The organism is Bradyrhizobium sp. USDA 4449, assembly GCF_054056275.1.
The window spans coordinates 5576273-5602945 of the sequence record NZ_JBSRYD010000001.1 but is presented as its reverse complement, the minus strand read 5'-3'; the positions used below and the strand labels follow the sequence as shown (position 1 = coordinate 5602945).

Genomic DNA, 26673 nt, shown 5'->3' with positions numbered 1-26673 from the left:
CACCGGCATAAGCCCGCCGGGACTTTTTCGAAACCTGCTCTGGATAAGAGGATTTGCCAATGCCTTCGCTGCGCCTGCTAGCTCCCGCGCTGTTTGCGCTCGCCATTTTCGGCGCAACGGGACCGGCTTCGGCCGAGACCTTCTCGGATGCCCAGCGCACCGATATCGAGGCGATCATCAAGAACTACCTCGTCACCCATCCCGAGGTGCTCGAGGAGGCCATGACCGAGCTCAGCAAGCGCCAGGCCGCGGCCGAGTCCGAGAAGCACGAGGCCAGCGTCGCGCAAAACTCGGATGCGATCTTCAACTCGCCGCGCCAGGTCGTGCTCGGCAACAAGGACGGCGACGTCACCTTCGTCGAGTTTTTCGATTACAATTGCGGGTACTGCAAGCGGGCAATGGGCGACATGCTCGACCTGCTGAAGTCCGATCCCAAGCTGAAGGTCGTGCTGAAGGAATTTCCGGTGCTGAGCCAGGGCTCGGTCGAGGCCGCGCAGGTCGCGGTCGCCGTGCGCATGCAGGATCCCTCCGGCAAGAAATATCTCGACTTCCACCAGAAGCTGCTCGGCGGCCGCGGTCCGGCCGACAAGGCGCGCGCCATGCAGGCCGCCAAGGAAGCCGGCCTCGACACTGCGAAGATCGAGAAGGACATCGCGAGCCCCGAGGTGCGCGCCACCATCGAGGAGAACTTCAAGCTCGCTGAAGCGATGGGCATGAACGGGACGCCGAGCTACGTGATCGGCAAGCAGATCGTGGTCGGCGCCGTCGGCCTGGAGGGCCTCAAGGAAAAGATCGGCGTCGCCCGCTGCGGCAAAGCGACCTGCTGATCAGACTTTTGCAACTCCACACATCATGCGGGCCGGCTGAAAAGCCGGCCTTTTTCGTTGCCGAGCGCTGCAGCAAATCCTGGCCCGAATCCGGCGGGGATGTTCATCCCGTATTTAGGAAACAAATACCGGGGAACAGCAGATGTTCCGGAACAACTCAAACCTCCTTTCGTTGGTGGCGCGGGCAATGACGCAAAAGAAACACGTGAGGAGAATTTGATGTCTAATCGCTTTATGATCTCCGTTGCCGTAGTCGCGCTCCTGGCGGGCACCGGATTGGCGAACGCACAAGGCACGATGAAGAACGAGAGCGGCGGCGCTGGAGCGCAGCCGATGGAGCACTCGCAGTCGTCAGGCGGCGCTGCCGAGCGCGGCGGCTCGATGGGCAAGGAATCCGCCCATGAGAAATCCACCCATGAGAAAGGCACCGTCGGCCAGGCGGGCGGCTCCAGCAGCATGAAGTCCGGCACCTCGGCCGAGGAGAAGTCCTCGGGCGCGACCAAGGACGAGCGCTCAGGCCGTGAGATGAACAAGAACGCGGCCGAGGAGAAGTCCGGCGCCGCGAAGGGCCAGCGCAGCGAGGAACGTGCGCAGGGTCAGCAGGACAAGTCCAAGAGCATGAGCCAGGACATCAGCAAGTCCGGCAAAGACCAGAAGGACATGAAGGCTGAGGGCAGCAAGACCGGCGCCTCGACCAACAATGCCGAGAACCAGCAGGGCACCGAGACGCGCACCAACCAGAATGCGCAGGGCCAGAGCAGCACCAACACGACCGTCGGCCAGGCCGGCGCCGGCGCCAAGCTCTCGACCGAGCAGCGCACGCAGATCACCTCGGTGATCCGCGAGGAGCACGTGCGCCCGGTGACCAACGCGAACTTCTCGGTCTCGGTCGGCACCCGTATTCCGCGCGAGGGTATCGAGCTGCACGCCTTGCCGTCCCGGGTCGTGACGATCTATCCCGAATGGCGGACCTACAAGTACGTCCTGGTCAAGGACGAGATCGTGGTCATCAATCCGGACACGTACGAGATCGTGGCTGTCCTGAACACCTAAGGCGATAGCCAGCGCGCTCAGGGGCGGGCAGCGATGCCCGCCCCTTTGCGTTGGGCGACAGTCATGCTTTGAACTGGTTAACAAGCAATTTCCGCGGCTTCCGCACAGGTTTTTGCAGGCCGGATGAGGTACCTGAACCGGGCCGGGAGGCCCTTCAAGGCTTCCCCTCAGGCGCTTTGTTACCTATAACCCCGCCACGCCGAAACACCTTTCCGGGACAGGAATGGCCGATCCAGCAACCGACACGATCCTCGTTCTCAATGGCCCGAACCTCAACATGTTGGGGACCCGCGAGCCCGAGAAGTATGGCCATGCCACGCTGGCGGACGTCGAGGCACTTTGCCGGGCGACCGCGGTGAGCTTCGGCCTCAAGGCTGATTGCCGGCAGTCCAACCGTGAAGGCGAGCTGATCGATTTCATCCACGAGGCGCATGGGCGCAAGATGAAGGGCATCATCATCAACGCGGGCGGCTATTCGCACACCTCGATCGCGCTGCACGACGCCTTGCTCGCGGTGCAGATCCCGACCGTCGAAGTGCACGTGACCAACATCCATGCCCGCGAGAGTTTCCGTCACCACTCCTACACCGCGCGCGCGGCCTTCGCCTCGCTCTGCGGTTTCGGCATCGAGGGCTATCGCCTTGCGATTCAGGGCCTTGCCGCCAAGCTCGGCATCAAGCCCAAAGCCTGACGCTCCTTCTTCACACAGAACATTCGGATCATAGAACATGGCGCGCCAGCCAGACGACAAAGCAGCAGCAAAGTTTTCCAGCGAGGATTCCGCGCTCGTCCGCGAGCTCGCTCTGCTGCTCGATGAGACCAGCCTCACCGAAATCGAGATCGAACGTGCCGGCCTGCGTCTGCGCGTCGCCCGCAACCTCAGCGTCGCGGCGACCATGCCGATGCCGGTCGCAGCCGCAGCGCCCGCGCTCCCTGCAGCGCCCGCCGCCGTGGCACCTGCAGCCGCCGCTGCGGACATCTCCAAACATCCGGGCGCCGTGACCTCGCCGATGGTCGGCACCGCCTATTGGTCGCCCGAGCCCGGTGCCAAGCCGTTCATCGAAGTCGGCTCGAAGGTCTCGGTCGGGCAGACCCTCCTGATCATCGAAGCGATGAAGACCATGAACCAGATCCCCTCGCCCCGCGCGGGCACGGTGACGCAGATCCTCGTCGAAGACGGCCAGCCGGTCGAGTTCGGCGAGCCGCTGGTTATTATTGAGTGACGCGACTGGGGAATAGCGAATAGCGATTGGCCTCAGCCTTCCCTACTCGCCATTCGCCACTCGCCATGCGCTGCAGGACAACATGTTCGACAAGATCCTCATAGCCAATCGCGGCGAGATCGCCCTTCGCATCCTGCGGGCCTGCAAGGAGCTCGGGATAGCGACTGTCGCCGTGCACTCCACCGCTGACGCCGACGCCATGCATGTGCGCCTGTCGGACGAGAGCGTCTGCATCGGGCCGCCGCCATCGAAGGACAGCTATCTCAACATCCCCGCGCTCCTCGCAGCTTGCGAGATCACCGGCGCGGATGCGGTGCATCCCGGCTACGGCTTCCTCTCGGAGAACGCGCGCTTCGCCGAGATTCTCGGCGAGCACAACCTGCAATTCATCGGCCCCAAGGCCGAGCACATCCGCCTGATGGGCGACAAGATCGAAGCCAAGAAGACCGCCAAGCGGCTCGGCATCCCCGTGGTGCCGGGCTCCGACGGCGCTGTCGGCCCCAACGACGACGCGATGGCCATCGCGAAGAAGATCGGCTTCCCGGTGCTGGTGAAAGCGGCTGCGGGCGGCGGCGGCCGCGGCATGAAGGTCGCGCAAACCGAGGCCGATCTCCAGATCGCGCTGTCGACGGCGGCCAATGAGGCGAAATCCGCTTTCGGCGACGCCTCCGTCTATCTCGAAAAATACCTGCAGAAGCCGCGCCACATCGAGATCCAGATCCTCGGCGACGGCCGCGGCGGCGCGATCCATCTCGGTGAGCGCGACTGCTCGCTGCAGCGTCGCCACCAGAAGGTCTGGGAGGAAGGCCCCTCGCCCGTGCTGGCGGCCGCTGCGCGTGCCAAGATCGGCGAGACCTGCGCGAAGGCGATGCGCGAGATGAAATATCTCGGCGTCGGCACCATCGAGTTCCTGTTCGAGGACGGCGAGTTCTACTTCATCGAGATGAACACGCGCATCCAGGTCGAGCATCCCGTCACCGAGAGCATCACCGATATCGACCTCGTCCTGGAGCAGATCCGCATTGCTGCCGGCGGCGAGCTGCCGGCCAAGCAGAACGAGATACAGATCATCGGCCACGCCATCGAATGCCGTATCAATGCGGAGAACCCGCAGACCTTCCGCCCTTCGCCCGGCAGGATCTCGCAATACCATCCGCCCGGCGGTCTCGGCGTGCGCATCGATTCCGCGGTCTATCAGGGTTACCAGATCCCGCCGTATTACGATTCGCTCGTCGGCAAGCTGATCGTCCACGGCAAGACGCGCGCCGAATGCCTGATGCGCTTGCGCCGTGCGCTGGACGAGATGGTGGTCGATGGCATCGAGACCACGCTGCCGCTGTTCCGCGACCTGGTGCGTCAACCTTCGATCATTGACGGCGATTACCACATCCACTGGCTGGAGCAGTATCTCGCCGGCAAGACGGAGCCCTCCGGGAAATAATTCCGACCCGTGGAACCCTCTGGCCCCAATCGCGTTCTCGACGGTTGGGAGAGGTCCAAGGGGGGCATTTTGAACTCCGCGATGCGTAACGAGCCATGACCGTGACGGCTGGGGAACGGCGCCGGCGCGCAGTCTGGCAGATTCTGCTGTTCGCGGCGGGACTTCTGGTGCTGACCGTGATCAGTGCCGGATCGGTCTATCTCGTCAACAAGGCCCGGCAGGACAGCAAATGGGTGGTTCACACCCTGGAGGTGGAGAACCAGGTCAACGCGTTGCTGCTCGAAATCCGGCGCGCCGAAAGCAGTGCGCGGGGCTTTCTCCTGACCCAGGGGGCGGATTTTAAGGCAGACCACGACAAGGCCGTCGCCGCGATCATCCCCGCGCTCGACAGGGCCACCCATCTGATCGGCGATAATCCCGCCCAGCGCGAGAACATCGAGAAACTGAGCGCGGCAATCGAAATCCGGCTTGGCCAATTCGCCCAGGAAATGGATTTCGTCCGAAAGGGCCAGCCGGACAAGGCCGCGGCATTGGTCCGCGAGGCCGCTTCGGCCAATACCACCGCCGTCATCGGCACCGTCGCCGGCGCCATGATCCAGGAGGAGGAGCGCCTCTTCCGGCTTCGCTCGGAGAACGCCGACCGCAGCCAGACGCTCGCCGCATCGATGACCGGAATCGGCTCCGGCCTCGTCGTGGTGCTGGCCCTGATTTCGATCTGGCTGGTGCGACGCTCCACGCGCGCCCGTGACGAGGCCGAGACACGACTGCGGGACTCCAATCTCAATCTGGAGACCACCATCGACGAACGCACGGCAGACCTGCGCGAAGCCAACGACGAGATCCAGCGCTTTGCCTATATCGTCAGCCATGACCTGCGCTCGCCGCTGGTCAACATCATGGGCTTCACCAGCGAGCTCGAGGAATTGGGCAAGGACATCTTTCGACGGATCGGAGGGCTCGCGGGCGTGCCGGCGGGCGGACCGCCGGTCGATGCCGCCGAGATCGCGCTCGACGGTCCTGACAAGCAGCTGTCGGAGGATTTTGCCGAAGCGCTGGGCTTCATCAAATCCTCGATCGGGCGAATGGACCGGCTGATCTCGGCCATCCTCAACCTCACCCGCGAGGGCCGGCGCGAGTTCCAGCCGGAGAAGATCGAAACCCGCGACTTCATCGAGACCATTGTGTCCTCGCTGGCCCATCAGGCTGCCGAAGCGCATGCCGAGATCCACATCGAACCGCTGCCTGAGATCGTCAGCGACCGGCTTGCTTTGGAGCAGATTTTCTCCAATCTGATCGACAACGCGATCAAGTATTTGAAGAACGGGGTGCCCGGCGAGATCAGAATTCGCGGGCGCACCAAGCTCGGTTACGCTATCTTTGAAATCAGCGACAACGGCCGCGGCATTGACGCGAGGGATCATCAGCGGATTTTCGACCTGTTCCGGCGTGCGGGAACCCAGGACAAGCCTGGCCAGGGCATCGGTCTTGCGCACGTGCGTGCACTTGTGCGCCGCCTCGGCGGCACGATGTCGGTATCGTCAGAATTGAACGCAGGCAGCACCTTCACAATCACGCTGCCTATCGCCTGGAAGGTCAGCAACCGGAAGCCCGACAAATGACTCTGCCCGTCAGCATCATCATGATCGAGGACGACGAGGGACACGCGCGCCTGATCGAGCGCAACATCCGCCGTTCGGGGGTGAACAACGAGATCATCTCGTTTTCCAACGGGACCGATGCGATGAAGCACTTGTTCGGGCCTGATGGCAGCGGTCTCGTGCAGAAGGGCAATGCGCTCCTGATCCTGCTCGATCTCAACCTGCCCGACATGACCGGGATCGATATCCTCAGGCAGATCAAGGAGAACAAATATCTCAAGGCCTCACCCGTGGTGGTGCTGACCACGACCGACGACAGCCAGGAGATCAAGCGCTGCTACGAACTCGGCTGTAACGTCTACATCACCAAACCCGTCAACTACGAGAATTTCGCCAATGCCATCCGGCAACTCGGCCTGTTCTTCTCGGTCATCCAGGTCCCGCCTGCCGCCCCATGAACCAGCGCACGCCCACACTGCTCTACATCGATGACGATGGCGCGCTGGCGCGGCTGGTCGACCGCGGCCTGACGCGGCGCGGCTACAAGGTCATTCACGCCGCAAGCGGCGAGGAAGGCCTGGAGCGCATCCGCGACGCGAGCGCCAAGGGAGGCATCGATGTCGTGGCGCTTGATCAATACATGCCCGGCCTCGACGGAATCGAGACGCTGGAGCAGATCATGGCAATCCCGGGAGCCCCACCGGTGGTGTTCGTCACGGCCTCGCAGGATTCCAGCATCGCCGTCACCGCGCTGAAGGCGGGCGCGGCAGACTACCTGGTCAAGGACGTCAAGGGCGACTTCATCCCTCTGCTGCATGTCGCAGCCGAAGGCGCGCTGCGCCAGGCCGAATTGCAGCGGGCGCGCGAAGAGGCCGAGGCCGAGATCCATGCCTCGCGCGACCGCTATGCGGCGCTGGCCGCCGAACGCGAGCTCTTGCTGCGCGAGGTCAATCACCGCGTCGGCAATTCGCTCCAGATCATCGCCTCCCTGCTGCATCTGCAGGCGAGCTCTGCCGCCCAGGACGAGGTCAAGGCCGCGCTGACCAACGCGATGGGTCGGGTCGCCGCCGTCGCGCAGGTGCACCGCCGCCTCTACACCTCACAAGACTTGAAGAGCGTCGTGCTCAACCAGTACCTGGACTCCTTGCTCGAGGATCTCAGGCGATCCGCCGAAGGCAACCGGATGTCGCGCCTGACGGTGAAGGCGGAGCCGATCGAGATCGATCCGGACCGCGCCGTTGCGGTCGGCATCATCGTCAACGAACTGGTCATGAACGCGGTGAAATACGCCTATCCCGACGGCGCCGGGCCCATTCACGTCGAGCTGACCTCGCAGGGCGAGGATCTGCTGCTGTCGATCAGCGACGACGGCGTCGGTGACAACGTCAAGGCCGACCCGCGTTCCACCGGCATGGGCCAACGCATCGTCGCGGCCATGGCCACCAAGCTCGATGCCACCGTCGAACGCGATCCCGACCACTCCGGAACCCGCATCATCCTTCGGTTCCTCCGCACGCCGGCCGTATCAGGCAAGGCGAACACGGCCGCTGCGGGCTGATCCCCATCGCACGCGCGCTGCGATCCTGCTATCATTGCGCACCATGACTTCGCGCGACTCCGCCTCGTCTGAAATTACGCCGGCCGTGCTGCTGCGCGCCTATGCCTGCGGCATCTTCCCGATGGCCGAGAGCGCCGACGACCCGACCCTGTTCTGGGTCGAACCGGAAACGCGCGGCGTGATCCCGCTCGATGGCTTTCGCGTCGCCTCGCGACTTGCGCGCACCGTGCGCTCTGATGCGTTTCGCGTCACCGTCAATACCGCGTTCAAGGCGACCATCGCCGGCTGCGCCGCGCCGCAGGCCGGGCGCGAGGACACCTGGATCAACAGGCGCATCCGCGACCTCTATGGCGGCCTCTACGAGCTCGGCCATTGTCACAGCGTCGAGGCCTGGCAGGGCGACGACCTCGTCGGCGGCCTCTATGGCGTGAGCCTGGGGCGCGCCTTCTTCGGGGAGAGCATGTTCCACACCGCGCGCGACGCCTCGAAGGTGGCGCTGGTGCATCTGGTCGCGCGGTTGATCCATGGCGGCTTCGAGCTGCTCGACACGCAATATGTCACCGAGCACCTGAAGAGCTTTGGTGCGGCCGAGATTTCCCGACGGCGCTACACCGCGCTGCTCGACAAGGCGCTCGCCGGTGAGCCCGGCGATTTCCTGCGGCTGTCCAGTGGAGATCCGGTTCCAGGCACGCGCGCGCTCGAGATCATCGCCTCGCGGCAATAGGCAAACGACAATCTCCTAAAGCGCGATGAGATTAGGATGAATCGTCATCGCACTTTAGCTTATTGTTTGCCATGATCTTTTCGGAAAACCGCTGCACACTTTTCCGGATCATGCTCTAGCGGCCAAACCCGGGAATGCCGAACAGACCGGGCCGCTGCTCCGGCGGCGGAGGAGGTGGCGGCGGCGCAGGCTGCTGCTGCACCGGCGGCAATTGCTGCGGCGGCCGCTGCACGGCCTGCTTCGGCGCGGTCCTCTTCTGCGCCGGAGGCGGCGGTGGCGGGGCGGCCGGCTTGGTCGCGGGATCGGGCGCAGCGGTCGCAACGGTCTGCTGCGGCTCTTTGCAGTCGGTCAGCCAGATGTCGTAAATCGGATGCTCGACGCCATGCAGGCCGGGGCTCGCCGCAAACATCCAGCCCGAGAAGATCCGCTTCACCTCGCCCTGCAAGGTGATCTCGTCGACCTCGACGAACGCATCGGTATTTGCGGCTTCAGTCGCAGGCCGCGTATAGCAGGCGTCGGTCTTCACGCGGAGCGCGCCGAACTGCACGGTCTCGCCGATTTCCTCGTCGAAATTGATGATGCGCCCGGTGATCTTGTCCAGGCCCGAGAAAGTGGCTTTCTTGTTCACGATCTTCTGGGCCGGCGGCTCGGTGACGACCTCGTCGCCCGGCTGGAGGCTTGCGGGGGCCTGCGGCACGGCACCCTGCTGGGGAGCGCCCTTCTGCTGGGGTTGGCGCTGTCCCGGCTGAGCAGGCCCGCCCGGCGGCGCAACCGCGACGGCCGGCGGCTGGTTCTGTGGAGCGACGCTGGTGCCCGGTGGTGGGGCCAGCGGCTGGGTCTCGACCGGTCCGGGCATGACATTACCCTGGCGAGCCGGCGGCATCGGGCGAGAGGGCAGCACGCGGCCCTGCGGCGGCAGTTCCGGGACTTCTTCGTCGTCATCAGGGGTCGGCTGCGGCATCGGTTGCCCGCCACGGGGGATCGTCCCCGGCGGCCGCGGTGGCGGATCGGAGAAGATCGTGCCGATCTGCGCCTGGGCCGGCGTCGCAACCGTCAGCGCGGTAGCGGCCAGCAATACCGCAAGGCCTGTCAGGGTAAAGCTTTTGAACATCTCGCGCGGCTTCAACAGCGAATCGGGCTTGTTGGACATTCTACAGGGGATACCGCCGCTCGCAGGCCCCGGGTTAACACGCCGAATACGGCGGGGAAAGGGCGGCATTCCGGCCCTGCCCGCCGCTGTCTGGCCAGACCGGGCCACGGATGAGATAGTCGAGGGGGATGATCTTCAGTCCCAGGGATCCTGACCACAGCACCGGACTGATAACGCGTTCCTCCGCATGCCCTCCGCCCTCCAAACCATCGTCGCCCTTCCGCTCCGCGGCCTGAGCTGGCTTGGCGGCCAGGGGACGCGCGCGGTGGCGTCCGTCGTGTTCATCGCGATGGCGGTGCCGCCGCTCGGTGTGCTGCTGCGGCCCTACATCACCGAGGCGATCCTGTGCCTGCTCTGCATCTCCTTCATGCGGGTCGATCTGGTGGCGCTGTACGGCCATCTGCGCCGGCCGGCGCTGGTGGCGACCGCCACGGCCTGGACCACCATCGGCGTGCCTGTCATCGTCGGGCTGACCGCACACCTCACGGGGCTCGCCGATCACGCGCCCGGCCTGTCACTCGCCTTGATCCTCCAGAGCATCGCCTCGCCGATGATGGCAGCACCAGCGCTCGCAGCGCTGATGGGTCTCGATGCCACCCTTGTGCTGGTGACGCTGGTGACGGCGACCGCCGTGGTTCCCTTCACTGCATCGCTGTTTGCAGGCCTCTTCCTCGGCGGCATGCTGAGCATCTCGCCGCTCGCCCTGGGACTGAAGCTGCTCGGGATTCTCGCGACATCGCTGCTCGCGGCGACGTTCATCCGATGGGTCTTCGGCACCGACGCGATCCAGCATCACAAGCAGCCGATCGACGGCCTCAATATCATCATTCTCCTGATCTTCGCATCCGCAATCATGAGCGACGTGGCGCACGATGTCGTCGCAAATCCGCTCTTCACGATCAGCATCGCGGCGCTCGCCTTCGCGGCCTATTTCACGCTACTCGCCGTCACGACCTTGCTGTTCCGCCGCGTCGGCTATGAGCGTGCGCTGGCGCTCGCCCTGATGGTGTCGCAGCGCAATCTCGGCCTGATGCTGGCCGCGACCGCAGGTGCGTTGCCGCCCACCACCTGGCTCTATTTCGCGATGACGCAGTTTCCGATCCACCTTGCGCCCTACCTGCTGATGCCCATCGCGCGGCGGCTGACGGCGCACGGAAGCGCCGCCGCGGCGCCTCCAGGCCGCGTCACATAGGGCCTGCAGATTGGCCCGCGCGGCCCGTAGGTCTCATGGATTGCGGAGCCTCTTTTTGTCGCACTCCGCCAGGATCCAGTCGCGAAAGGCCTTCATCGCCTGCGAATGCCGTTTTGATTTCAGCGACGTCAGCCAATAGGATCCCAGGAAGACCCGGGCGTCGTAGGGGCAAACCAGCCGCTTGCGTGACAGATCGTCCGCAAACAACACGACCGGCAAGAGCGCAACTCCCGCGCCTTGCGCTGCCGCATGCGCCAGCGAGACCGAAGAATCGAAGGTCGGGCCGGTCATCCGCGGCTGCCTGCATTTTGCCATCTCGAACCAGTGCGCCCACTCGCCCGGTCGATACGACCGCAACAGCACTTCCTTGTGGAGGTCGACTGGACTTTTGAGGCGCTTGGCGACATCAGGCGCGCACATCGGTGTGAAATGCGCATCGACCAGTCGCTCGGCATTGGTCCCGTGCCACGCGCCGTCGCCGAAGCGAATGGCGTAGTCCAATCCCTCGCCGCCGAGGTCCACACGGTTGTTGTTCGCGAAGATCCTGACGTCGATGTGCGGATGGCCCGAGGTGAAGCTGCCGAGGCGCGGAAGCAGCCAGCCCGACGCGAACGTGCCGACCACGCCGATTGCCAGACTCTCGCGCATGCGGCCGTTCTCGAACCGATCCAGGACCTGACTGATCTGGCCGAAGGCGCTCGCGATGACGGGCTGCAGCGCCTCGCCTTCTTCCGTGAGAGCAAGCCCGCGGGTCAGCCGCTTGAAGAGCTTGACGCGCAGGCTCTCTTCCAGAGTGCGCACCTGCTGGCTCACGGCGGCCTGCGACACGCGAAGTTCGAGACCGGCCTTGGTGAAGCTGAGATGGCGCGCGGCCGCTTCGAATGAGCGAAGCGCGTTCAGGGGCAGATTCGAAATACTGGCAGGGCGACGGGCCAAGTCCGATCCAAGTTTTCCGATCCAAGTTTTCCGATCCAAGTTTTACTTATGGATGGCCTCACGAAGCATCGTTTGTCAATTGCCGGAGCGCGACGCAAAAACCTGCCGCAATTCACGGGAGATCTCGATGCTCACACGACGTCAATTCGGCTCACCTGCACTTGCGGTCGCGGGAAGTCTCTTGCTGCCTGATGTTTCGGGGGCCGCGCCAGGTGGAACCGCAGCGCTCGTCGAAGCCATCAAGCAACTGGAACTGAAGAGCGGAGGCCGGCTCGGTGTCTCCGTGCTCGACACCACGACGGGCACTCCGTTCCATCACAGGGGGGACGAACGCTTTCCCATGTGCAGCACATTCAAGGTCCTGGCGGCGGCAGCAATACTAAAGGACGTGGGCAGCAAGCTGGAAGGACTCGAGCGGCGCGTTCGTATCGAGCAGGCCGATCTCGTCGAGTACTCGCCCGTCACGAGCAAGCATGTCGGCGGCGACGGAATGTCGCTTCGCGAACTTTGCGAGGCGGCCATTACCATGAGCGACAACACCGCCGGCAACGCACTCCTGAAAAACATTGGCGGTCCCGCCGGCTTGACCAGCTTTGCGCGAAGCCTCGGCGACCAGATGACAAGATTGGACCGGATTGAAACCGAACTGAACGAAGCGGCCCCGGGCGATCTTCGCGACACCACGACGCCGAATGCAATGGCCGCTAACTTCAGGCGCCTGCTGATCGGCGACGTCCTCCTCCCGGAGGGGCGCGAGCAACTCGGCAAATGGCTTATCGCAAACAAGACCGGCGATAGTCGTTTGCGTGCCGGCCTGCCGCAAGGCTGGCGTGTTGGCGACAAGACAGGAGCAGGCGAACATGGCACCACCAATGACGTCGCCATCGTGTGGCCGCCCGAGCGGTCGCCGCTCGTCATCGCGGTCTATCTCACCGGCGCATCGCTTGATCCCAATGGACGAAACGATGTGATCGCAGCCGTCGGTCGCGAGGTCGGCAAGGCCTTGGCCTGACGACCGCGCGCCCCCTACCCCGCCCGCGCCGCGCGCCGCAGTGCCTGCGGCGGCTGGCCGAAGGCGCGGATGAAGGCGCGGCGCATGCGCTCGGGGTCGCCGAAGCCGGTGGTCTCGGCGACGCGTTCGATCGCCTCGCGCGAGGACTGCACGCGTTCGCGGGCGACCTCGATCCGCAACCGCTCGATCGCTTTGGACGGCGTCGTACCGGTCTCCGCAGCGAAAGCGCGCGCGAAATGCCGCGCGCTCATGCCGGCGCGATCGGCGAGGTTTTCCACCGTCAACCGCGCGTCGAGATTTTCCCGCGCCCACGACAACAGCGCGCCGAAGCGGCCGTTCGGCGTCTTCAGTTCGAGGAGCGATGAGAACTGCGACTGGCCGCCGCTGCGGCGATGATAGAGCACGAGCTGGCGTGCGGTCGCCTGCGCGATCTCCTCGCCATGATCCTCGGTGACCATCGCGAGGGCGAGATCGATGCCGGCGCTGATGCCGGCGGACGTCCAGATATTGCCATCGCGTGTGAAGATCTGGTCCGGCTCGAACTTCACCTTCGGATAGCGTGCCACGAATTCGCGCGTACGGCCCCAATGCGTGGTGGCGCGGCGGCCATCGAGCAGGCCGGCCTCCGCAAGCACATAGGCGCCCGAGCAGACGCTGGCGATCCGCACGCCGCGCCTGGCCAGCCGCTGCACGAAGGCGAGCGTCACAGGACAGCGCGCCGAAGCCGAGACGCCCGCACCGCCCGCCACGACCAGCGTCGTGATCGCGTTCGCCGCTTTGAAATCGCGCGCCATCATCTCGACGCCGGAGGACGAGCGCACGGCTCCTGGGTTCAGCGCGAGCACCCGCAGCGCAAGCGGCTTGCCGCTAGCGCGTGCGGCGATCTCGAACACCGAGATCGGGCCGGCCGCATCGAGCAGCTGGAAGTCCGGGAAGATCAGGATGCCGATCATGGTCATGTCCGAATCTGAGGGAAATACGCCATTTTTGACATGAAGGCATCATGCCATCCTGCGCACGTCAAGCTTTTGTTCGGAGGTTCTCATGTCGGCACCGCTCCAGATCGGCCTTCTGGTGTTCCCGCGCGTCACGCAGCTCGACTTCACCGGCCCGTTGCAGGTGTTCTCGTCCGTCCCCGGCGCGACCGTGCACCTGATCTGGAAGACGCTGGAGCCCGTGCCGAGCGATTCCGTGTTGATGCTGACACCGAGCATGACGTTCGCGGACTGCCCGCAACTGGACGTGATCTGCATTCCCGGCGGCTTCGGCACCGACGCGCTCCTCGATGACGAGGAGACCCTCGGCTTCATCCGCAAACAGGCGGCGGGCGCCAAATTCGTCACGTCGGTCTGCACGGGATCGCTGGTGCTGGGCGCAGCCGGACTCTTGAAGGGCTACAACGCCGCCACCCATTGGAGCGCGATGGAGATGCTCGCGCTGTTCGGCGCGACGCCGACGAAGACGCGCGTCTGCATCGATCGCAACCGCGTGACCGGCGGGGGCGTGACAGCGGGAATCGATTTCGCACTGACGCTGGTGTCGCTGCTCGTCGATCGCACCACCGCAGAGGCCATCCAGCTCCGCCTCGAATATAATCCCGCGCCGCCATTCAACGCCGGCTCGCCGGAGACCGCTCCGGCCGAGGTGATCGCGCTCATGAAGGAGCGCGTCGCGCCATTCCAAGCCCGCCGTCTCGATGCGGTGAAGCGCGCAGCGGCGCGGGTGATGTGACGACAGAAAAAGGCCGCTCGGTTTCCCAAGCGGCCTTTCCTGTCTCACGGCGGCGCACATTCTCATCGGGCGATGTCGGAACTCCCAGACCGGGGGCCTATCTCCCGATCGAGTCCTTCCTCGGCGGCCGCTGCATTTCGGGACAGTCGCGAACTGTTGCCCGAACCGAACGCGATGGTCTCCCATCTCCGTAAGATGGGTTCATTGAGCCGCATCGCTCGCGCAGACGCAACGCCCGCGCAGCCGGCATCCCCGCTGTTCCCGTTGTCCACAGCGACGCGATGCGGATGCGCGTGCATCCGATCCGCTGACCAAGGAAGGCGCGGTTAGCCGGGCGTCCAGGGCTGGTAGTCGCCGGTGGCCTTCGGCCGCCTGCCGCTGGCCAAGGTCGAGCCCGACGGACGGTAGGCCTTCCCCGTGCCGGTGAGGTTCGGCTGGTGCGGCTTTTCCCACTCGCGCGGCTGATAGTTGAGCTCGGTCGGCGGCACATCGACGACGTGATGGATCCAGCCGTGCCAGGCCGGCGGAATGCGGCTGGCTTCGGCATAGCCGTTATAGATCACCCAGCGCCGCTCGAAGCCGAGCGTGGGGTCGATCTTGCCACCGGCCGTGCGGTAGTAGCGGTTACCCTGCTCGTCCTGACCGACCAGTTCTCCGAACCTGGAGGTCCAGAGTTGCGTGCCAAAGGTCTGGCCGTTCCACCAGGTGAAGAGCTTCAGGAAGAATTGTTTCATGCGGCAAGGGCCCTGCTTCGTGAGGTCCTGATGCCATCCGGACGGCCAAATGTCCAGTTCGACCGGCGCGGCGGTGCCCAGCCCAAACGCGGTGGCAGCGGCAATCCATGCTGCCGCAAATCGATCGCGATCCATTCATGCCGGGCCAGCGTGGAGGGGAAATCTACGCCCATGCGCAAACCGACGTGATCCCAAGGAACCGGTGCCCTTTCAAGGGATTTGCTTCGCGGGAAAGGAGTTTGAACATGAACAGTCTGAGAGTTTTGGGTGCGGCCGCGGCGCTGGCACTCGTTATTCCGATGGCAACCCCGAGCTTTGCCCAGGGCCGTGGCGGCCACGGCGGCTTCGGCGGCGGCCATTTCAGCGGCGGCGGAGCACATTTCGGCGGTGGCGCTGCCCACGTGGGCGGTGGCAACTTTGGCGGCGCCGCCCGGTTAGGTGGTGGCAGCGGCAATTTCGCAGCCAGCACGGCGGTGCGCCCGAGCGGGGGAGCCACCTTCAATAGTGGTGGAACCACCTTCAACGGCGGCGGCCGCAACTTCGCGGCGGCCGGCGGCACCTGGAATGGCGGCAACTGGCGCGGCGGCGACTGGCATCACCATCGCGGTGGTGGCTTCTGGCCGGGCTTCGCGGCAGGCGCTGCGGTCGGCGGCCTTGGCTCCTATGCCTATTACGGCGGTCCGTATTACGACGATTCCTACTACGACGACGGATACTATGACGACGGCGCGGCCGTCGCTGTGGTCCCCGACGGCGGCGGCGATGCGGCGGCCTATTGCGCGCAACGCTACCGGTCCTACGACCCGGCGTCCGGCACCTATCTCGGCTATGACGGCCTGCGCCATCCCTGCCCGTAACGCGGCCTGACGCATGTCAGTCCTGCGCGGCGCCGGTCATGGGTGCCGCGCAGGCTTTTGGTCGGCGCCGGCAAGCGGGGGAATGAGAGCGAATATCGATCGCCCACAGCACACGGCATCGGTCGCTATCTTTGCCATGTGACGAAACAGCTTTCGTTGATCGCGCGGATTTGCCTCAACCTGTCATTGAATTCCTTCGAGATTCAGCTGCAACACCTCGCAGCGATCGGAACCCAAACGGGGCGCTATGCATGCCGCGATGCATAGCGATTCCTGGCCAATCGAAAATTGACCCGGCGCACGATTCGCCTATATCACCAATCGCTGTGGGGACTTCGATCTACTAGGAAGGGTCATGCCGCGTATTCTCGTGGTCGATGACGATCCGATGGTCGGCGCGACCATCGAGGTCCTCCTGCAGCGCCAGGGCTTCGATGTCACGCTCACCGACGGTGGCGAGACAGGGCTTGCTGCGCTCGAAGCGCAGACGTTCGATGTGATGCTGGTCGACATCTTCATGCCGCATATGCGCGGCTTCGAATCCATCCGCATCTTCCATGAGCGCGCGCCTGCCATCCCGTTGATTGCCATGTCGGGCTACGCCTTTGCCTCATCCGCCTCGCCCTCTCCGGACTTTCTCCGCATGGCACTGGAGCTTGGCGCGACGCGCTGCCTGCGCAAGCCGTTCACGCCCGAGGTCCTGCTGACCACGATCCGGGAAACCCTCGGTGAGGCCGCGCCGCCGAAGGACAAGAAAGAAGCACCTTGATCCCTTCGCAGCGCGTCATTCTCGGTGCTGGACTTGCCATCCTCCTGCTGATCACCGCCGCCTCAATCGGCCTCGACGTCGAGTCGCGGTCCGATGCGGCCTGGGTCAATCACACCGTCGAGGTGCTGAAGAAGATTTCCGACCTGCGCCTGCTGATGCGGCGCGCCGAGAGCGCCGCGCGCGGCTACGAGATCTATCGCAGCCAGAGCTTCAACGACGAGTTTCAGGCGGCGCGGGCCCAGATCGCGCCCGCGCTCGCCGACCTCAAGCGCAGCGTTCACGATAATTCCGATCAGGTCGCGTTGCTGGAGGCGACCGAACCGCTGGCGTTGCGTCGGATCGAGATCGCCGCAGAGGCGATGCGGCTGCGCACCACCAATGACGGCGACGGCATTGCCGCACTCAATGGCAAGGGCGAAGGCCGCGGCCTGATGGACACGGTGATGGGCAATCTCGACCATCTGAGTTCGGGCGAAGAACGGCTGCTCAGCGCGCGATCGATGGATTCGCGCCGCACCGGCATCGTGCTGCTCGGCATCGACGTTGCGGGCGCGCTGGTGATCCTGTTGCTGGTCCTGATGGTGATGCGCGAGAGCCGGCGCACCACGGTGCAGCTTCAGAGCTCGCTCGAGCAAACGCAAGCTGCCAAGGCGGCGCTCGAGGCCGCCGTCGCCGAACGCACCGAGCACCTCGTCACCGCCCACGACGAGCTGCGCTTGTCGGTCAACGTGCTCCAGAGCACGTTCCGCAGCATGGCGGAAGCGGTGCTGGTGATCGACAAGGAAGGCACGGTCCTGCTGTCCAATCCCGCGGCCGAGCGGATCCTGCTGCATCGCGCCGGCATGAACTTGCGCAATCTGCGTGCGCTATCCGACGTATTCCAGGGCGACGGCGTCACGCCGCTCACGGCCGACGAGCTGCCCTCCGTGCGAGTCCTGCGCGGCGACGAGTTCGAAGCTCTCGAGATGATCGTCCGCCCGCACAGCGGCGACAATCCGCGACATCTGATGATCAGCGGCCGGCCGATGCGCGACGGGCAAGGCAACATCTCCGGCGCCGTGCTGGTGTATCATGACGCGACCTCGTCGCGTGAAACCGAGCGGCAACTTTACCAGTCGCAGAAGCTCGATTCGATCGGCAAGCTGACCGGCGGAGTCGCGCACGACTTCAACAACATGCTGACGGTGATCTCCGGCAATACCGAGACGCTGGTGGCAGGCCTGAAGGGCCAGCCCGAGCTGCAGCGCACAGCACGGCTGATCGACGATGCCGCGGAGCGCTGTGCCGAGCTGATTCAGCACCTACTCGCATTCGCGCGAAAACAGCCGCTGCAGCCGCGCGACATCGAGATCAACGCCGCCATCACCGACATCGCAAAACTCTTGCGCCCGACACTGGGCGAGCAGATCCAGATCGAGACCGTGCTGGAACAGGGAACGATGACCTCGCACATCGATCCGTCGCGCCTCACCAACGCCGTTCTCAACATGGCGATCAACGCCCGCGACGCCATGCCTGATGGCGGCAAGCTGCTGCTCGAGACGCGCCGCGTCGTCCTGGACGAGGCGTATGCGCAGGCCAATGCCGACGTCAGGCCCGGCGCTTACGTGATGCTCGCCGTCAGCGACAGCGGCATCGGCATGCCGCAGAGCGTTCAGGACAAGGCTTTCGAGCCGTTCTTCACCACCAAGGAGGTCGGCAAGGGCTCCGGCCTGGGCCTCTCCATGGTCTATGGCTTCGTCAAGCAGTCCGGCGGACACATCAAGATCTATAGCGAGGAAGGCCACGGCACCACGATCAAGCTGTATCTGCCGCCAGGCGACGGCACGGCCGAAACGACAGCGTCAGCCGCAGCGCAGGCCGAAGGCGGCGCCGAGACCATCTTCATCGTCGAGGACGACAATCTGGTGCGCAATTTCGTCACTGCGCAGCTGCAGAGCCTCGGCTACAAGACAGTGGCGGCCGGCGACAGCAAGGCGGCGCTGCAGATGATCGAGGACGGCCAGGCCTTCGACCTGCTCTTCACCGACGTCGTGATCCCGGGCGGCATGAGCGGCCGCGAGCTCGCCGACGAGGTGGCGAAGCGCCGGCCGGGCCTCAAGGTGCTCTACACCTCCGGCTACACCGACAACGCCATCGTCCATCACGGCAAGCTCGACGACGGCGTGATGCTGTTGACGAAGCCTTATCGCCGCAACCAGCTCGCCGAGATGATCCGCAAGGCGTTGGACGGCGATGGGGGCATGGCGGCGTCTTGAACGCGGGCGCACACGTTCGGCCCGCGTAAGCTCAATCCGGCATCAGAACCCGGCCCTGATCGACGAGGATCTTGTCTCCCTCCGATGGCGGAAACGACAGAAAGGGTCTGATCATGAGCTACTCGTTCGAAGTGGAACTGACGTCATCGGGAAGGTCCATGTTCAGCAATGCCGAGCTGAGCGACTTTCCGTGTGCATCGATGGCAAGGGATCGCGTCACTCCGCCGCCAAGCGCCTCGCTCATGACGAAGTTCAGCGCCGCGATCTCGGGCAATTCGTATCGCGTCACCTCACCGTTGACGATGCCGTCGAACAGGTGCTTGACTCGCTCGGCCGTTACGTAGTCGCAGAGCAGGCCATAATCATTCGGGTCGTACGCGATCAGGGAGACGTTTGACGTGTTGCCCTTGTCTCCCGTGCGCGAGTGCGCGATGTCCCGCAGTTTCATGCTGTCACCCTCTGCTCATCGCGAGCGTGTCGCGTTTCACGCTCACGTGTTGAAGTATTGGATGGCCGTGCGTACGGCAGCTTCAGGAATCAGGGTCGATGCCACGGCAATGACTTCACGGGCCGATTTCCAGGCGCCGCCGCCTCCGGCCGGACCATTGGTGTAGAGGGTCTCGACCTCCTCGCCGATACGCCGGGCTTCGGCCAGCGTTGCGGTGCGACCGATCACACGAACACGCACTTCGTAAGGTCGGGCTTGCTGCGATAGGCGCTCGCCATGGAGTGCGTTCGAGCCGATGAGATCGCACCTGAGTTCACTGGTCTCCACGCCCGCGATCGCAAGCCGCTCCCGCACGATCTCGAGCGCCAGCCGTCCGCGCTCGAGGGCGCCTGGCCCGGCATAGGAGATCTGGCCTTCGCCCACATAACTGTCGATGTAGCCGACCGAAACTTTGAGTTCGCCTGATTTCGGTGTGCCGGTCGCACCGAAGACATGGACGCGATCCTCGCCAATCTCTTCCACCCGGACATGCGAGAAGTCAGCGACCACGTCAGGCTGGAGATAGCGGGCGGGATCGTGGATCTCGTACAGCAATTGCTCCTTGACCGTCGCGGCCGTGACCTGCCCGCCGGATCCCGGCACCTTGGTGAGCACCAGATCCCCGTCCTCGCGCACTTCGCCGATCGGAAAGCCGAGACGGGCAAGATCCCTGACGTCCTTGTATCCGGGATCGGCAAAGTATCCGCCGGTGACCTGACCCGCGCACTCCAGGAGATGGCCAACCAGAATGCCTTTTCCCAGCAGCGGCCAATCGTCCATCGCCCAGCCGAACTCGTGGATCAACGGACCGAGGAAAAGCGAGGGATCGGCGGCCCGACCGGTGATGACGACGTCGGCCCCATCTTGCAAGGCCTGCGCGATTGACGCGCCGCCGAGATAGGCATTGGCGGACGCGATGCGATTGCCCAGACTGTCGACCGTGCAGCCGATGTCGAGAGGACGATCGGAGTTCCTCAGATCGCCCAGCACGTCATCACCAGTGACGGCGGCGATCTTGAGCCCATGAACCCCGAGCTGCCGCGCGATCGCCGTGGTGGTCCGCGCGGCGGATTCCGGATTGGCCGCGCCCATGTTCGTGACGATGCGGACACCGTTGGCGCGGCAGGCCGGCAGCACCGCCTTCATCCGCGCTTCCAGCAACGGGTCGAACCCGGCGTCGGGATGCTTCAGCCGCGCGGCCTGCGCAAGCGCGATGGTGCGCTCGGCGAGGCATTCGAACACCAGATAATCGAGCCCGCCCTTTTCCGCGAGCTCGACGGCCGGTTCGATGCGGTCGCCCGAATAGCCGGCGCCTGCTCCCAATCTGATCGTGCGCATTCGTCACCTCGCTACAGCGGGAAAATGCCGAGACAAACGCAAGCTATAGTCATGACCGCCGAAGCGGCAAAGAGAAACGGTGTCGTGAACTCCTGATCGTCGACGAGATCGACCGACGTGCCGGCCTGCAGGCCGAGCCGCTTCTCTTCCCCGCGACAGAGCCAGGAGGAGACGAAATCCTCGCCGAACCCTCGCTGCGCAGCGGCAGGATCAGCGACAGCAACTTTTCGTGGCCGGTCGCGCTGATCAAGAAGGCGCATCGGACTTCCGCCGCTCAGCCGGTTGTTCGCGGAGTCCCTGCAGGCGAGCAGGCGCGGCCTGTTTGCAGGGGCCTATCCTGCCCTTAGCGCGTCGCCAGCACCACGGCCACGAGGGTAAAGATCAGCGAGGCGATCTGCCCCGGCCCGAGCGGCTCGTGCAGCGCGATCGCTGACGCCACCACGCCGATCACGGGCACCGCCATCGTCCCGATCGCCGCCACGGAGGCCGGCAGCCGCGCCAGTGCCGCAAACCAGCTGACATAGGCGATGCAGAACTGCACCACGGTCGAATAGACCAGGAGCCACCAGCCTGTTGGCGTCACCTTGTCCAGATGCGAGGTTTCGATGAGCAGGCCGATGACCGAGATCGGCAGGCAGCCGATCCCGATCTGCCAGGCGGCGGCCGTGATCGGCGGCAGATGGATCGGGTATTTCTTGGAGAACACCGTGCCGACGGCAAAGCCGATGGCGCCTGATAGCGCCATGATGATGCCGGGCGCCTTCTCGGCACTGGCGGCAATACCGTTGCCGCCCATGATCGAGGCGAGCCCGGCAAACGCCATCACCAGCGCGATCGTGCGCAGCACCGTCGGCCGCTCGCCCAGCACCGGCCAGGCGATCAGCGAGGCCCAGACCGGCATGGTGTAGGCGATCAGCGCCGCCTCGCTCGCCGGCAGCCAGAGCAGCGCGAGCCCCATCAGCACCATCCAGCCGGTGACGTTGAGGACGGCTGCCGTGATCAGCCGCGGCCAGACCGCGCGCGCGACCGTCAGGCTGTCGCCGCGCACCAGCGCGAGTGCGGCCAGCAGCAGCGCGCCGAGCACGCCGGTGACGCCGCGGAGCGTCAGCGGCGGCAGCTCGGAGAGCAGGAATTTCGTCACCGGCCAATTGAACCCCCATCCGATCGAGGTGATCGCGAGGAACATCAGGCCGGCCGGGGCGATGCGCGGCCGCAGCACCGGTTTGGTCGAATCAAGCATGGAGGCAGTCCGGCAAATCAGAACCCTCAGCTTGGCGCGGATTCGGGGACGGGACCACCACCTCGGCGGGCATGCCTGCCCTTACCTTCCGTAGCACTACGTGAGTCCTGCTGACGCAATCCTTTCGGGCAAAAATATAGCTGCCCTGTGAACAGCGGGATGAAGGGTCTGGATCATCACGGGATGCAAATTTTTTCGGTTGGGAATCCCTGAGGACTCACTGATACTTGGCTCGACAACAGGCGCGGCCTTGCCCCTGTTATCCCCCGTAATCCACCATATTTAGTATTTGATTCAGGAACTCGCACTAGTTCTTGACGGGCGCTTTGGAGAGTCCTAGCTTTCGATCCGTTCGGCGCGAGTGAGTTTGCGTCCCGCCGGCACTCCCCCCAAGGGTCTCGCAAATCGCCACTCCGCCAAGCCAGACGAAGGCCGCGGGAAAGGGCTTGTCTGCCCTGGTGAGCAGACTTTTCGGGCGCCAGAACGGGCCGGTAACAGGCTCGGATGGCAAATTTCACGCCGGTGCACGCGCGTGAAGTTAGACGTTGTGATGGTGTGGGGCGTTTGAACGCATGTCGGGCTCATCCCCTTGGGGGCGGATGTGTCCAGGCAAGCCGGCGGATGAGAGGTGCACGCACCCGACATCCCCGGGAGAAACAGGCCGGATCCACCGGCTGAACTGCGGTGCCTGAGGGGCCAACAGGGCCCAAGGGAAACGCGAATTGAAATAGCGACCGGGACGCCTTCAACGAGAGGCGGTCAGGTCAAAGAAAAGGACGGGGCAAGACCATGCGGATTGAGCGGCGCCACACCACGGCAGGACAGTCACCTTATGCGGGAATCGAGTTCCGCCTGACCACCTCGGAGATCCGGAATCCCGACGGGTCGGTCGTGTTTAAAATGGATGGCGTCGAGGTCCCGGCCGAATGGTCGCAGGTCGCCTCCGACGTGCTCGCCCAGAAATACTTCCGCAAGGCCGGCGTCGCCGCGCGCTTGAAGAAGGTCGAGGAGGAATCCGTCCCCTCCTTCCTGTGGCGCTCCGTGCCCGACACCGATGCCCTTGCAGCGCTGCCTGAGAAAGAGCGCTATGTCAGTGAGCTCAGCGCCAAGCAGGTGTTCGACCGCCTCGCCGGCTGCTGGACGTATTGGGGCTGGAAGGGCAAGTACTTCTCGTCCGACGAGGACGCACAGGCCTTCTACGACGAGCTCCGCTACATGCTCGCCATGCAGATGGTCGCGCCGAACTCGCCGCAATGGTTCAACACCGGCCTGCACTGGGCCTATGGCATCGACGGCCCCGGCCAGGGCCACTATTACGTCGACCCCTTCACCGGCAAGCTGACCAAGTCCAAGTCGGCCTACGAGCATCCGCAGCCGCACGCCTGCTTCATCCAGGGCGTCGGCGACGACCTCGTCAACGAAGGCGGCATCATGGATCTCTGGGTCCGCGAAGCGCGCCTGTTCAAATACGGCTCCGGCACCGGCTCCAACTTCTCCCGCCTGCGCGGCGAAGGCGAGAAGCTCTCCGGCGGCGGGCGCTCGTCCGGCCTGATGAGCTTCCTCAAGATCGGCGACCGCGCCGCCGGCGCGATCAAGTCGGGCGGCACCACCCGCCGCGCCGCCAAGATGGTCGTCGTCGACGTCGATCACCCGGACATCGAGACCTATATCGACTGGAAGGTGAAGGAGGAGCAGAAAGTTGCTGCGCTGGTCACCGGCTCCAAGATTAACCAGAAGCACCTCAAGCTGGTGCTGAAGGCCTGCGTCAACTGCGAAGGCTCCGGCGACGATTGCTTCGACCCCGAGAAGAACCCTGCCCTGCGCCGTGAAATCAAGCTCGCGCGCCGCAGCCTCGTGCCCGACAACTACATCAAGCGCGTCATCCAGTTCGCCAAGCAAGGCTACAAGGACATCCAGTTCGACGTCTACGACACCGACTGGGACAGCGAAGCCTATCTCACGGTGTCAGGACAGAATTCCAACAACTCGGTCTCGCTGAAGGACGACTTCCTCCGCGCCGTCGAAACCGATGGCGACTGGAACCTGAACGCCCGCACCTCCAAGAAGGTGACGAAGACGCTCAGGGCGCGCGACCTCTGGGAGAAGATCGGCTACGCCGCCTGGGCGTCGGCCGACCCCGGCCTGCACTTCAACACCACCATGAACGACTGGCACACCTGCAAGGCCTCGGGCGACATCCGCGCGTCGAACCCGTGCTCGGAGTACATGTTCCTGGACGACACCGCCTGCAACCTGGCCTCAGCCAACCTGCTGACCTTCTACAATACGTCGACAAAACAGTTCGACGTGAAGGGCTATGAGCACCTCTGCCGGCTCTGGACCATCGTGCTGGAAATCTCCGTGATGATGGCGCAGTTCCCGTCGCGCGCGATCGCCGAGCTCTCCTACGAGTTCCGCACGCTCGGGCTCGGCTACGCCAATATCGGCGGCCTCCTGATGACCATGGGCCTGTCCTATGACAGCAAGGAAGGCCGCGCGCTCTGCGGCGCGCTGACCGCTGTGATGACCGGCATCACCTACAAGACCTCGGCGGAAATGGCGGCCGAGCTCGGCACCTTCCCCGGCTACAAGAAGAACGCCGCGCACATGCTGCGCGTGATCCGCAACCACCGCCGCGCCGCGCATGGCGAGTCCTCCGGTTACGAGGCGCTCTCCGTCAACCCGGTGCCGCTCGACCACGCCTCGTGCCCGCAACAGGACATCGTCACCCACGCCAAGGCGGCCTGGGATGCGGCGCTCGAACTCGGCGAACAGCACGGCTATCGCAACGCCCAGACCACGGTGATCGCGCCCACCGGCACGATCGGCCTGGTGATGGACTGCGACACCACCGGCATCGAACCGGACTTCGCGCTGGTGAAGTTCAAGAAGCTCGCCGGCGGCGGCTACTTCAAGATCATCAACCGCGCGGTGCCGTCGGCGCTGCGCGCGCTCGGCTATCGCGAGAGCGAGATCGCGGAGATCGAAGCCTACGCCGTCGGCCACGGCTCGCTCTCCAACGCCCCCGGCATCAACGCCTCGACCCTCAAGGCCAAAGGCTTCACGGATGAAGCCATCGCCAAGGTCGAGAAGGCGCTGCCGACCGCCTTCGACATCAAGTTCGCCTTCAACAAATGGACCTTTGGCGAAGAGTTCATCCGCGACCAGCTCGGCATCGGTGCCGAGGCGATCGCGGCCCCCGGCTTCGACCTGCTCCAGGCCGTCGGCTTCACCAAGCGCGAGATCGAGGCCGCCAACGTCCACATCTGCGGCGCGATGACGGTGGAAGGTGCTCCGCACCTCAAAGCCGAGCACTACGCGGTCTTCGACTGCGCCAACCCCTGCGGCAAGATCGGCAAGCGTTATCTCTCGGTCGAGAGCCACATCCGCATGATGGCGGCCGCCCAGCCCTTCATCTCGGGTGCGATCTCCAAGACCATCAACATGCCGAACGACGCCACTGTGGAGGACTGCAAGTCCGCCTACATGCTGTCGTGGAAACTGGCGCTGAAGGCCAACGCGCTCTATCGCGACGGCTCCAAGCTCAGCCAGCCGCTCAACTCGCAGCTCATCAGCGATGACGACGACGAGGACGATGCGGTCGAGGCGCTCTACGAGAAGCCGATGGCCGCGCGCGCGACCCAGGTCTCGGAGAAGATCGTCGAAAAGCTGGTCGAGCGCATCATCGTGATGCGCGAGCGCGAGAAGATGCCGGATCGCCGCAAGGGCTACACCCAGAAGGCGGTCGTCGGCGGCCACAAGGTGTACCTGCGAACCGGCGAGTATGACGACGGCCGTCTCGGCGAGATCTTCATCGACATGCACAAGGAAGGCGCGGCGCTCCGCTCCTTCATCAACAATTTTGCGATCGCGGTCTCCCTCGGTCTGCAATACGGCGTGCCGCTCGATGAGTATGTCGACGCCTTCACCTTCACCCGCTTCGAGCCGGCGGGCCCCGTGCAGGGCAACGACAGCATCAAGTACGCGACCTCGATCCTCGACTACGTCTTCCGCGAGCTCGCGGTGAGCTACATGTCGCGCTTCGATCTCGCCCATGTCGATCCGAACGAGACCGGCTTCGACGCGCTCGGCAAGGGCGTCGAGGAAGGCAAGGAGCCGGACGAGCCCAACCACGCCACCAAGCTGGTCTCGCGCGGCCTCACCCGCTCCCGCACCGACAACCTCGTCGTGATGCGCGGCGGCTCGAGCATAGCCGAACTCGCCAAGACTTCGGATGGTCCGCGCATGGCGTTCTCATCTCCCGAAGCGAGGGCTGAAGGAATTGTTGAAGGCGCCGTCGCGCTAAAGCAGGGAACACAGACCGATCTGTCGCCAACGGAGAAGCTCGAGGCCCTCAAGTGGAGCAAGGCTGGCAGTGCTGCAACCGTCGCAGCCCCTAGCAAGGCCGAGCGCCGCGCCGAAGCTAAGGCAAAAGGCTACGAGGGTGAGATGTGCTCGGAGTGCGGAAACTTCACGCTGGTGCGGAATGGCACTTGTATGAAGTGCGACACCTGCGGAAGCACGACCGGATGTAGCTGAGGCGAA

Annotated in this window: 24 protein-coding genes; 16 read left to right on the top strand and 8 right to left on the bottom strand. The window is 64.5% G+C overall.

The genetic code is table 11. The features are described 5' to 3' along the window. Nucleotides 1–59: 59 nt before the first annotated feature. The 9 genes from ACVIIW_RS26205 to aat all read left to right on the top strand — a co-directional run bounded on the left by ACVIIW_RS26205 (nucleotide 60) and on the right by aat (nucleotide 8424). The gene (locus tag ACVIIW_RS26205) at nucleotides 60–827 is read left to right on the top strand and encodes a DsbA family protein (protein WP_092229072.1); all 768 of its coding nucleotides are present in this window, start codon (nucleotides 60–62) and stop codon (nucleotides 825–827) included. A gap of 219 nt (nucleotides 828–1046) precedes the next feature. After that, complete coding sequence (locus tag ACVIIW_RS26200; protein WP_456703383.1) at nucleotides 1047–1880, top strand: DUF1236 domain-containing protein; 834 nt, start codon at nucleotides 1047–1049, stop codon at nucleotides 1878–1880. Nucleotides 1881–2103: 223 nt separating this feature from the next. After that, nucleotides 2104–2571, top strand: a complete 468-nt coding sequence (gene aroQ, locus ACVIIW_RS26195) for a type II 3-dehydroquinate dehydratase (protein ID WP_456703382.1) — start codon at nucleotides 2104–2106, stop codon at nucleotides 2569–2571. 37 nt (nucleotides 2572–2608) lie between these two features. Further along, on the top strand, nucleotides 2609–3103 hold the full coding sequence (gene accB, locus ACVIIW_RS26190; RefSeq protein WP_456703381.1) for an acetyl-CoA carboxylase biotin carboxyl carrier protein: 495 nt from the start codon (nucleotides 2609–2611) through the stop codon (nucleotides 3101–3103). A gap of 82 nt (nucleotides 3104–3185) precedes the next feature. Further along, complete coding sequence (accC, locus tag ACVIIW_RS26185) at nucleotides 3186–4544, top strand: acetyl-CoA carboxylase biotin carboxylase subunit (protein ID WP_456703380.1); 1359 nt, start codon at nucleotides 3186–3188, stop codon at nucleotides 4542–4544. Between the two features lie 95 nt (nucleotides 4545–4639). Continuing rightward, a complete protein-coding gene (locus tag ACVIIW_RS26180; protein WP_456703379.1) occupies nucleotides 4640–6163 on the top strand; it encodes a sensor histidine kinase in 1524 nt (507 codons plus the stop codon). Next, nucleotides 6160–6600 (top strand): response regulator, encoded by a 441-nt coding sequence (locus tag ACVIIW_RS26175; protein ID WP_456703378.1) that lies wholly within the window; start codon nucleotides 6160–6162, stop codon nucleotides 6598–6600. Before ACVIIW_RS26180 ends, ACVIIW_RS26175 begins: the two co-directional genes overlap by 4 nt. Continuing rightward, nucleotides 6597–7700 carry a sensor histidine kinase gene (locus ACVIIW_RS26170; protein ID WP_456703377.1) on the top strand — a complete coding sequence of 368 codons (1104 nt, stop codon included), beginning with the start codon at nucleotides 6597–6599 and terminating at the stop codon, nucleotides 7698–7700. Before ACVIIW_RS26175 ends, ACVIIW_RS26170 begins: the two co-directional genes overlap by 4 nt. Nucleotides 7701–7743: 43 nt before the next feature. Continuing rightward, entirely contained in the window at nucleotides 7744–8424 is a 681-nt protein-coding gene (aat, locus tag ACVIIW_RS26165) for a leucyl/phenylalanyl-tRNA--protein transferase (RefSeq protein ID WP_456703376.1), read from the top strand. 115 nt (nucleotides 8425–8539) lie between these two features. On the opposite strand, the gene ACVIIW_RS26160 is transcribed toward aat, so the two are convergent. Beyond that, on the bottom strand, nucleotides 8540–9574 hold the full coding sequence (locus ACVIIW_RS26160; RefSeq protein ID WP_456703375.1) for a DUF2155 domain-containing protein: 1035 nt from the start codon (nucleotides 9572–9574) through the stop codon (nucleotides 8540–8542). Between the two features lie 187 nt (nucleotides 9575–9761). Between ACVIIW_RS26160 and ACVIIW_RS26155 the strand changes: the two genes are divergently transcribed. Continuing rightward, a complete protein-coding gene (locus tag ACVIIW_RS26155) occupies nucleotides 9762–10766 on the top strand; it encodes a Na+-dependent transporter (protein ID WP_456703374.1) in 1005 nt (334 codons plus the stop codon). 33 nt (nucleotides 10767–10799) lie between these two features. Here ACVIIW_RS26155 and ACVIIW_RS26150 read toward each other — a convergent pair whose 3' ends face one another. Then, nucleotides 10800–11681 (bottom strand): LysR substrate-binding domain-containing protein, encoded by an 882-nt coding sequence (locus ACVIIW_RS26150; RefSeq protein WP_456705273.1) that lies wholly within the window; start codon nucleotides 11679–11681, stop codon nucleotides 10800–10802. A gap of 148 nt (nucleotides 11682–11829) precedes the next feature. Between ACVIIW_RS26150 and bla the strand changes: the two genes are divergently transcribed. Further along, complete coding sequence (gene bla / locus ACVIIW_RS26145) at nucleotides 11830–12714, top strand: class A beta-lactamase (RefSeq protein ID WP_456703373.1); 885 nt, start codon at nucleotides 11830–11832, stop codon at nucleotides 12712–12714. Between the two features lie 14 nt (nucleotides 12715–12728). Here bla and ACVIIW_RS26140 read toward each other — a convergent pair whose 3' ends face one another. Continuing rightward, a complete protein-coding gene (locus ACVIIW_RS26140) occupies nucleotides 12729–13667 on the bottom strand; it encodes a GlxA family transcriptional regulator (RefSeq protein WP_456705272.1) in 939 nt (312 codons plus the stop codon). Nucleotides 13668–13758: 91 nt separating this feature from the next. Here ACVIIW_RS26140 and ACVIIW_RS26135 point away from each other — a divergent pair, with 91 nt between their 5' ends. Beyond that, the gene (locus ACVIIW_RS26135; protein ID WP_456703372.1) at nucleotides 13759–14445 is read left to right on the top strand and encodes a DJ-1/PfpI family protein; all 687 of its coding nucleotides are present in this window, start codon (nucleotides 13759–13761) and stop codon (nucleotides 14443–14445) included. Between the two features lie 326 nt (nucleotides 14446–14771). On the opposite strand, the gene ACVIIW_RS26130 is transcribed toward ACVIIW_RS26135, so the two are convergent. Then, nucleotides 14772–15179, bottom strand: a complete 408-nt coding sequence (locus ACVIIW_RS26130) for an NADH:ubiquinone oxidoreductase subunit NDUFA12 (RefSeq protein WP_456703371.1) — start codon at nucleotides 15177–15179, stop codon at nucleotides 14772–14774. 245 nt (nucleotides 15180–15424) lie between these two features. On the opposite strand from ACVIIW_RS26130, the gene ACVIIW_RS26125 reads away from it, so the two are divergent. The 3 genes from ACVIIW_RS26125 to ACVIIW_RS26115 all read left to right on the top strand — a co-directional run bounded on the left by ACVIIW_RS26125 (nucleotide 15425) and on the right by ACVIIW_RS26115 (nucleotide 19063). After that, entirely contained in the window at nucleotides 15425–16036 is a 612-nt protein-coding gene (locus ACVIIW_RS26125; protein ID WP_456703370.1) for a BA14K family protein, read from the top strand. Nucleotides 16037–16391: 355 nt separating this feature from the next. Continuing rightward, a complete protein-coding gene (locus ACVIIW_RS26120; RefSeq protein ID WP_456703369.1) occupies nucleotides 16392–16805 on the top strand; it encodes a response regulator in 414 nt (137 codons plus the stop codon). After that, a complete protein-coding gene (locus tag ACVIIW_RS26115) occupies nucleotides 16802–19063 on the top strand; it encodes a CHASE3 domain-containing protein (RefSeq protein ID WP_456703368.1) in 2262 nt (753 codons plus the stop codon). Before ACVIIW_RS26120 ends, ACVIIW_RS26115 begins: the two co-directional genes overlap by 4 nt. Before the next feature lie 118 nt (nucleotides 19064–19181). On the opposite strand, the gene ACVIIW_RS26110 is transcribed toward ACVIIW_RS26115, so the two are convergent. The 4 genes from ACVIIW_RS26110 to ACVIIW_RS26095 all read right to left on the bottom strand — a co-directional run bounded on the left by ACVIIW_RS26110 (nucleotide 19182) and on the right by ACVIIW_RS26095 (nucleotide 22128). Then, nucleotides 19182–19511 (bottom strand): AtuA-related protein, encoded by a 330-nt coding sequence (locus tag ACVIIW_RS26110; RefSeq protein ID WP_456703367.1) that lies wholly within the window; start codon nucleotides 19509–19511, stop codon nucleotides 19182–19184. 42 nt (nucleotides 19512–19553) lie between these two features. Continuing rightward, nucleotides 19554–20888, bottom strand: a complete 1335-nt coding sequence (locus ACVIIW_RS26105; protein WP_456703366.1) for an acyclic terpene utilization AtuA family protein — start codon at nucleotides 20886–20888, stop codon at nucleotides 19554–19556. 11 nt (nucleotides 20889–20899) lie between these two features. Beyond that, on the bottom strand, nucleotides 20900–21148 hold the full coding sequence (locus tag ACVIIW_RS26100; RefSeq protein ID WP_456703365.1) for a hypothetical protein: 249 nt from the start codon (nucleotides 21146–21148) through the stop codon (nucleotides 20900–20902). 83 nt (nucleotides 21149–21231) lie between these two features. Beyond that, nucleotides 21232–22128, bottom strand: a complete 897-nt coding sequence (locus ACVIIW_RS26095) for a DMT family transporter (protein ID WP_456703364.1) — start codon at nucleotides 22126–22128, stop codon at nucleotides 21232–21234. A 789-nt stretch (nucleotides 22129–22917) separates the two neighbouring features. Here ACVIIW_RS26095 and ACVIIW_RS26090 point away from each other — a divergent pair. Further along, the gene (locus ACVIIW_RS26090) at nucleotides 22918–26667 is read left to right on the top strand and encodes a vitamin B12-dependent ribonucleotide reductase (RefSeq protein ID WP_456703363.1); all 3750 of its coding nucleotides are present in this window, start codon (nucleotides 22918–22920) and stop codon (nucleotides 26665–26667) included. Nucleotides 26668–26673: the final 6 nt, after the last annotated feature.

Excerpts from the sequence above, each read along its gene's own strand:
- ACVIIW_RS26205 (WP_092229072.1), top strand. The coding sequence starts at position 60 with ATGCCTTCGCTGCGCCTGCTAGCTCCCGCGCTGTTTGCGCTCGCCATT.
- ACVIIW_RS26200 (WP_456703383.1), top strand. The coding sequence starts at position 1,047 with ATGTCTAATCGCTTTATGATCTCCGTTGCCGTAGTCGCGCTCCTGGCG.
- aroQ (WP_456703382.1), top strand. The coding sequence starts at position 2,104 with ATGGCCGATCCAGCAACCGACACGATCCTCGTTCTCAATGGCCCGAAC.
- accB (WP_456703381.1), top strand. The coding sequence starts at position 2,609 with ATGGCGCGCCAGCCAGACGACAAAGCAGCAGCAAAGTTTTCCAGCGAG.
- accC (WP_456703380.1), top strand. The coding sequence starts at position 3,186 with ATGTTCGACAAGATCCTCATAGCCAATCGCGGCGAGATCGCCCTTCGC.
- ACVIIW_RS26180 (WP_456703379.1), top strand. The coding sequence starts at position 4,640 with ATGACCGTGACGGCTGGGGAACGGCGCCGGCGCGCAGTCTGGCAGATT.
- ACVIIW_RS26175 (WP_456703378.1), top strand. The coding sequence starts at position 6,160 with ATGACTCTGCCCGTCAGCATCATCATGATCGAGGACGACGAGGGACAC.
- ACVIIW_RS26170 (WP_456703377.1), top strand. The coding sequence starts at position 6,597 with ATGAACCAGCGCACGCCCACACTGCTCTACATCGATGACGATGGCGCG.
- aat (WP_456703376.1), top strand. The coding sequence starts at position 7,744 with ATGACTTCGCGCGACTCCGCCTCGTCTGAAATTACGCCGGCCGTGCTG.
- ACVIIW_RS26160 (WP_456703375.1), bottom strand. The coding sequence starts at position 9,574 with ATGTCCAACAAGCCCGATTCGCTGTTGAAGCCGCGCGAGATGTTCAAA.
- ACVIIW_RS26155 (WP_456703374.1), top strand. The coding sequence starts at position 9,762 with ATGCCCTCCGCCCTCCAAACCATCGTCGCCCTTCCGCTCCGCGGCCTG.
- bla (WP_456703373.1), top strand. The coding sequence starts at position 11,830 with ATGCTCACACGACGTCAATTCGGCTCACCTGCACTTGCGGTCGCGGGA.
- ACVIIW_RS26140 (WP_456705272.1), bottom strand. The coding sequence starts at position 13,667 with ATGATCGGCATCCTGATCTTCCCGGACTTCCAGCTGCTCGATGCGGCC.
- ACVIIW_RS26135 (WP_456703372.1), top strand. The coding sequence starts at position 13,759 with ATGTCGGCACCGCTCCAGATCGGCCTTCTGGTGTTCCCGCGCGTCACG.
- ACVIIW_RS26130 (WP_456703371.1), bottom strand. The coding sequence starts at position 15,179 with ATGAAACAATTCTTCCTGAAGCTCTTCACCTGGTGGAACGGCCAGACC.
- ACVIIW_RS26125 (WP_456703370.1), top strand. The coding sequence starts at position 15,425 with ATGAACAGTCTGAGAGTTTTGGGTGCGGCCGCGGCGCTGGCACTCGTT.
- ACVIIW_RS26120 (WP_456703369.1), top strand. The coding sequence starts at position 16,392 with ATGCCGCGTATTCTCGTGGTCGATGACGATCCGATGGTCGGCGCGACC.
- ACVIIW_RS26110 (WP_456703367.1), bottom strand. The coding sequence starts at position 19,511 with ATGAAACTGCGGGACATCGCGCACTCGCGCACGGGAGACAAGGGCAAC.
- ACVIIW_RS26105 (WP_456703366.1), bottom strand. The coding sequence starts at position 20,888 with ATGCGCACGATCAGATTGGGAGCAGGCGCCGGCTATTCGGGCGACCGC.
- ACVIIW_RS26100 (WP_456703365.1), bottom strand. The coding sequence starts at position 21,148 with ATGCGCCTTCTTGATCAGCGCGACCGGCCACGAAAAGTTGCTGTCGCT.
- ACVIIW_RS26095 (WP_456703364.1), bottom strand. The coding sequence starts at position 22,128 with ATGCTTGATTCGACCAAACCGGTGCTGCGGCCGCGCATCGCCCCGGCC.
- ACVIIW_RS26090 (WP_456703363.1), top strand. The coding sequence starts at position 22,918 with ATGCGGATTGAGCGGCGCCACACCACGGCAGGACAGTCACCTTATGCG.